Genomic DNA, 7,101 nt, shown 5'->3' on the forward strand with positions numbered 1-7,101 from the left:
GCGCCTTGAAACCGCTAATAAAATATATTCAAACCCTTGATAGGAGGCGCCTTAGGCGGCGTTTATTAGAGACAAGATCGCGGAATAAATCTGCTCCTACCATATATTCAAACTCTTGGTGGGAGCCGCTTTACGCGGCGATCAGTAGAAAAAAGACCCGCGCGTCAAGCGCTTTTTAAGTACTAAACAGTAAACTCTCTCGCATTGTCGTTAAGGCGATGACTAGTTTGCTCTAGCTGCTCAACAATGGCCATAAACTCATTCATCCGCTTAATTGCTTCTTTGGAAATATCACTCAGGCCATTGATATTGGTGTTAATGTCTTCTGTCACCGATAACTGTTCCTGAGAGGCAGTAGCAACACCTTGAGTCAAATCTTTGATTTTACTTACAGCTTCAAATATGCTGTCGAGCACTTCGGAAGATACCATCACCTGCTCTTCCGTTGCTTGCACTTGATGCTGACTCTGCTGAATGGCGGTATTCGCACTCCCCGCTTTGGTTTGCAGCTGGTTGATGATATCACGAATCTCTTCTGTGGATTTTTGGGTTCTTTGTGCAAGGGTTCTTACTTCATCTGCAACAACAGCAAAGCCACGACCTTGCTCTCCTGCTCTTGCCGCTTCGATGGCAGCATTTAATGCGAGGAGGTTAGTTTGCTCTGCAATCGCCTGGATCACGCTCACTACATTTGATACTTGATCACTTTGCTCAGTCAACTCTGAAATAATATTTGCAGTTCTGTCAAAGCGCGCAGATAATTCGGTAAATTGTTGGCTGGTTTGCGACATCACCTCCATTCCACGCTGCGCTTCAAGTTCAACCTGATTAGCGTAATCTGCGGTACTTACTGTACTTGAGGTGACCTCATTGAGTGTAGCAGTCATTTCTTCCGCGGCAGTAGCAATGGTTTCAAGGCGAGCGTTTTGTTCTTCGCTTATCTCTTTGTTGCTACGAATAAAATGCGCCACCTCTTTGGAAGATTTTGACATCGCACCACCTGCAGAGCCGATATTAGTTACTGTGTTTTTAAAACTATTAAGCATCCGATTTACGATATTGGCTACCACCTGAATCTCAGTTGCGCCGCTTTCATCTACCGTTTTTCTAAGATCATTTGAACTACCTATCTCTTCAAATGTTCTGCCAAGTAATTCAATTGGTTTTACGATGCGGCGACGAACCAAGTACACACCGAATAAACTGAAGCATACGGTTATGACTAACATAACCATGGCCCAAAAAACATAAGACTCCACAGCACTGTGTGCTTGTATAACGTTTTGTTTAGTGCGGTTTTCCAGCTCTGTGAAAAATGATTCCACCGGTTTCATAATGTTGGCTTTATAGCGATGATAATCATCACTGTGCGTGAGGTTAACCGCTTTGGTCAAATCAGGCTCGCCTTGAATAGTGTAATTGCCAGCGCTATCTTTAAATTTACCTTTTACAGCGTTCATGGCTTCAACTTCTAATGCGACGAGGCCATCGGAATTGGCTTGTGCCTCACTTAAGTAGTTGAGCTCCTTTTGGCTAAACCCTGCCGCTTTCATGGCATCGAGTAACACCTCACGCTGACCGTCTGGTTTTGGCTTCTCACCATAGTTAAGCACCAGATCCCAATAAATTTTATGGTAGCCTTCAGGCCTAGGCTTTTCACCATTACGAATTGCTAATACATCCATATACATTTTTTCGTATTTATCGTTGCCAGTTACCGCATAGGTTCTGCCCAATCGTGTTAAATCGTCGGAGCTTTGTCTTAACTCGTCGGCAAGTTGGTAAGCCTTGTATCGGTTATCTGCCATTTGTTCAAAATCAAGCAAGGCGTTATACATGTTGACAACTAAAAGGGTAACGATGACGACAAAAACAACAATACCACCAAAGATAGTGGTCATGAGGATACGGATAGAGTTTAACTTCATGATTCTAGCCTTTATTAAAGCGTTCACAATAAAGATTAGTGCAGGGGTTGAGATTCTTCTAGCATCGAATTAGGAACAAATGGAGCCGATATAATAACAGTGAGAACCAAATCAAAAGATCGCGGAGTAAATCCGCACCTACCATAAACTCAAACCCTTGGTGGGAGCCGCTTTAGGCGGCGATCATTGGAGATAAGATCGCGGAGTAAATCCGCTCCTACCATATACTCAACCCCTTGGTGGGAGGTGCTTGAGGCGGCGTTCATTGGAGATAAGATCGCGGAGTAAATCCGCTCCTACCATATCTCAAATCCTTGGTAGGAGCCGCTTTATGCGGCGTTCATTGGAGATAAGATCGCGGAGTAAATCCGCTCCTACCATATCTCAAATCCTTGGTAGGAGCCGCTTTATGCGGCGATCATTAGAGACAAGATCGCGGAGTAAATCCGCTCCTACCACAATAAACACCACTTAAATACTGGCAGGCATACCCATGCAGCTTGCATAGTAAGTGGTCGTTGCTGGCCAATCAGAGAATACGCCGATTACGCCAACCTCTTTGGCCAATACATCTAGCACTTTAAAAGTATCGCCATCATTATCTATCATCGCCTCACCTGACAGACTGCCGTTGATGCTTTGATAGTACCAACCACCGCCGCTGGCTAGGTGACCAGAGCGCTCTAGTGTCCAAGTGATGATCTCAAGCCCTGCTGCTTTTGCAGCTTTGGCATAAGGTGAGGGTACGATTTCCCCTCCTTCTTCGGTTAATAACATCCAAAGAGGTGGTGCGATAATGTTAACACCATCCGCTGCAAGCTCTTCCATCGTTGGCGACAATAGCTCTGGGTTATTCACGATTTGCTCGGCTGATACCATGGTTTCATTATCTGCTGCTTGCGCTTCGTATCTGTCGTCCAAATACACCGCCTGTGCACCAAACTCGGGATTTTCTTTTATCCAATAGACGACATCGTCCCGATTAAATGACTGCGCCCAGACATTTTTTGGATCTACATTTGCAGCTTTATATTCGTCGATCATTTTTTGTGCGTAGGCTTCTTGTGTAAAACCGTCAAAAGGCATAGCGACAGACGGAGTCTTCAGCTCTGGTGTCATTTTCACGCCTAAACTTTTAAATAACTCAATACTCTGGGCATGGGTCATTAAAGTGCCACGGCTCGAATATAAATCGGTGCGCCAATTTGCCGTGCCATCCATATATTCCTCTACGGTTGTCGCCATTGAGTTCACGGCATCCATTTTACCTTTTAATGTCTTAAACTCAGCCAAAGTAATGTCGCTGGTACAACACATAGCTTGGGCTGCAATTCCATTTTCAGGATCGCCTGGTACAAATGGTGTTGTACATTTTTGGCCTAAATCCGTTGCTAAAATATTTGTTGTAGTGTGTAAATCACATTGTGAATGGCGACAAACCAGCTCTTTGTCTTTGGTAAAGGCAACGTCACACTCCAAAATCCCAGCACCCATTTTAGCTGCCGCAATATAAGATTCTTTGGTGTGTTCAGGAAACTGCATTGGCGCACCACGGTGTCCAATTGAAAAGTCTGTTTTATAAAAAGGTCCGTTAGCACACTGCTCAAGCTTGGTTTTGAGTGCACTGTCTTCCATATCTTGAATCAAGAAATCAGGCCGTGTGCCCACTTGCATGACACTTGCGCTACCTGCTGGCACCTCCACAATTACCGGAACTTCAACGACTTTTATTTCAGTCTCCGTTGTGATCACCGGCTTTTCAACCTGTACAACCTCCACAGAATCATCATCACATGCACTTAGTAATAATGCAGCTATGAGCGTAGAACAAACGCTTATCTTATTCATTGTAATACCATTATTATTTTAAAGAAGGTTTACGCTAGACGCTTTGCATTACGATTACGGGAACAAATCATGATCTTTTGATTACATCTTTTTAACTAAATATAACTCCCCTGACTGGATAATAGTTGTGTAATTTGAATATAAAGAAAAAGAGCCTGCGCTTACAGACTCTTTGATGCGAGATAATTATCTTAATGATTAATTAACTATTTGACCTCTTAACTCACCACTTGGATTTGCTGGTGTATGCACATTTACATAGTGACCACCGCCCGCCAGAATCGCAAATATTTCCGCTGTCAGTGCTGCATTGGCTGGAGCCATCCAACGATTGGCATCACTACTATCTTGCATTAATGCCAGTAACACAGGGCCGTTTTCACCAGCAATACCTGTATGTATGTGCGCAGCAGTTGCATCGGCAACACCTGAAGTGAGGACTTGTAATTCAAGGCCGAAGCCGTTTCGATTTACCAAAGCATATCCACTACCAGTGGCTGTGGTTGTAACGGCTGGGACTTCTTGCTCGCCACTCAATGGAAAGGCTACCAACGTGTAGTTGTCAGTAAGGATCTGACCACGGAGTTCACCACTCGCATTTGCTGGTGTATGCACATTAACATAGTGACCGCCTGATGCGAGCACTGCAAAAATCTCGGCATTGATCATGGTGTTGTCTGGTGTCATCCATACATTCATATCATCGGTGCTTTGCTCTAGGCCAACTAGAACGTCACCATTCATGCCGATCCGACCGGTATGAATATGTGCCGCCGTTGCATCCTCAACACCCATTGTCACTACACGAAGTTCAACTTCATAATCGTTCATGTTAACCAGTGCGTAGCCGTCACCTGACGCCATTGTCGATACCGCCGGAACCTCTTGCTGACCTGAAAGCGCAAAAGTAGCGAGCGCATAATTGCTGGTAAGAATTTGGCCACGTAACTCACCACTGGGATTGCTAGGAGTATGGACGTTAACATAGTGACCACCTGATGCGAGCACCGCAAAAATCTCAGCATTGATCATGGTGTTGTCTGGCGTCATCCACACATTCATATCATCGGTGCCTTGCTCTAGGCCAACTAGAACATCACCATTCATGCCGATCCGACTGGTATGAATATGTGCCGCCGTTGCATCCTCAACCCCGCTAGTGACAACTCTGAGCTCTACTTCATAGTCATCAGTGTTAACAAGGGCATAGCCATCACCGGACGCCATTGTTGCTACTGCTGGCACTTCCTGTTTACCGGATAAGTCAAATGTCGCAACTGCGTAATTGTCCGTCAAGATTTGGCCACGGATCTCACCGTTTGGCATCTCTGGCGTGTGAACATTGACGTAGTGTCCACCCGAGAGCAAAACATTCAACGTCGCTTCGTCGATCATCGTGTCATCTGGCGTTACCCAGTCTGTCATTACTTCGTCGTCCTGCTCTAACACCACGAGCACATCGCCGTTCATACCAATGCGGCCTGTGTGAATATGTGCCGCGGTGGCATCATCAACACCCATAGTGACCGCGCGAAGATAAAGCTCGCCATCGGCGCTGTCGTAGGAAGCATAACCATACCCCATGGCACTACTTTCATTCATTGGCACCTGTTGTGAGCCATCTAATTTGAACGTGATCACGCTTACCGTGTCAGGCACAATCTGAGCGCGTAACTCGCCGTTTGGAAAGGCTTCGGTGTGTAAATTTATATACCAATCACCGTCAAGCATATCCTCAATTAGATCCTCAGACAGATCTGTTATTGGAATACTCACCATATTGTCATCTGATGCTTCAAAGGCGAATGCCACATCGCCATTAGCCCCCAAATCACCATCGTGAATATGTGCAGCACTAAAACCTTCGACGTTGCTGTAGTCGAGTGTTGCTCTGAATTGCATCAGATTTTCATCAAGCTCAACTGTTGCAGAAGCGGTTTGCATTGACGTATTCATCGGCACTTCTTGCTTTCCAGATAACATCAATTCAAAGGTCTTAGTCGCTGAAAACTCTTGGGTTGGTGGCGGTGGCGGAGGTGTAACAGTATCGTTATCGTCGTTGTCGCTACATGCCATAAGAAGCATGAAACTGGCACTTACTATAAACTTTTTCATTATACTCATCCTGTAGACTCGATTAAAAAGAATGACTTTTGTCACCCATAGCTAACCCTTACGAACAGAGTCGAATAAAAGTTCATCAAACTTGCAAAATTATTGTAAATATCTTACCTGTACCTAATAGCAATATTCACTAGACGGGATTTTGGCGAGCAAAGCACCCATTAAATTGTAAAATGGATGCATTTTTTTATTTATGTAGTTTTATTTGAACTGAGTTTTTATAAAAAGTTAGCAAACTGATTTTTCCGAGTTCAGGCTATTGAGTAACCACACGCTTTCAACTGCCTCATCGAGTCCTTTCAACCCTCCCATGATCAATTGACGTGCTTGTAGCTCAATTTTGTGGCTATTACCGTAATAGCTTGTGACCATGTCTGCTGAAACAGAAAATGGAGGCCCCTCCATTTGCGATTGCTCGTATTCAAAACAGATTAACAGCTGTGATGCTGCATTCGTGATAGCGTTGAGATGCTCACTATATTTGCGGCGCATAGCTTCAGGTAAAGCGACTAATGCTGCTCGGTCATAGATGGCATCAATATTTTCAAGTTCAGCTTTGGTAATCGTAAAGAAGTCTCCAACGTAAATCGTTAGATTTGTGGCTCGGTAAAGGGTAAACGCTCCTTCACGGCTGATATTAGGTTTCACTTTTAGCGCTTCAAACAATGCTTTAATTGCGGGTTCGTATAACTCTACGCCAATCACATGATGGCCCTTTCCTAAGAAATAAAATATGTCATGTGTCTTGCCACATAGTGGCAATAACACCCTGCTATTTTCTTTTAGGTTTAAAAGCTCACCGTACTTTAGCAGCATTCGGTTTACTTGCCCTTCATGAAAACCAGTTTGTTCGCTTTCCCATAACTCGTGCCAAAACTCTGCTTTCATACTTTGTCTCCCATTTATTAGTGTGCCGATGAATACTACTTTCTCAAGTCAACTTTAGGTCAAGTAGGTAGGGTGAATTTCCACGACATTAAGTTTAAAGACAATTTTTACAATCGCAGATTATAGGATGCCAAAAGCAATAGCTATTTGGTGACAGAAGTGCAATATGCGAAGCCTTATTGGTGATCGGTAATGAAATTTCCGGCCCAATTGCGGTATGATAATTAGCTGAAAAATAAACCATTCACATTACGTCGCAGTGGGAAGCGCTCTTGGTGAAAAGATCGCGGGGTGAACCCGCTCCTACACCATA

General features: G+C 44.3%; 4 protein-coding genes. All 4 read right to left on the bottom strand.

Translation table 11 applies throughout. The features are described from left to right. Positions 1-182: 182 nt before the first annotated feature. Positions 183-1,928, bottom strand: a complete 1,746-nt coding sequence (locus tag CWC03_RS10575; RefSeq protein ID WP_128726240.1) for a methyl-accepting chemotaxis protein — start codon at positions 1,926-1,928, stop codon at positions 183-185. 471 nt (positions 1,929-2,399) lie between these two features. Next, positions 2,400-3,776 (bottom strand): glycerophosphodiester phosphodiesterase family protein, encoded by a 1,377-nt coding sequence (locus CWC03_RS10580; protein ID WP_138581893.1) that lies wholly within the window; start codon positions 3,774-3,776, stop codon positions 2,400-2,402. Between the two features lie 198 nt (positions 3,777-3,974). Continuing rightward, entirely contained in the window at positions 3,975-5,891 is a 1,917-nt protein-coding gene (locus tag CWC03_RS10585; protein WP_138581894.1) for a CHRD domain-containing protein, read from the bottom strand. Positions 5,892-6,128: 237 nt separating this feature from the next. After that, the gene (gene tmpT, locus CWC03_RS10590; protein ID WP_138581895.1) at positions 6,129-6,788 is read right to left on the bottom strand and encodes a thiopurine S-methyltransferase; all 660 of its coding nucleotides are present in this window, start codon (positions 6,786-6,788) and stop codon (positions 6,129-6,131) included. Positions 6,789-7,101: the final 313 nt, after the last annotated feature.

The sequence above is a fragment of the Pseudoalteromonas sp. S2755 genome (genome assembly GCF_005886535.1).
GTDB lineage: Bacteria > Pseudomonadota > Gammaproteobacteria > Enterobacterales > Alteromonadaceae > Pseudoalteromonas.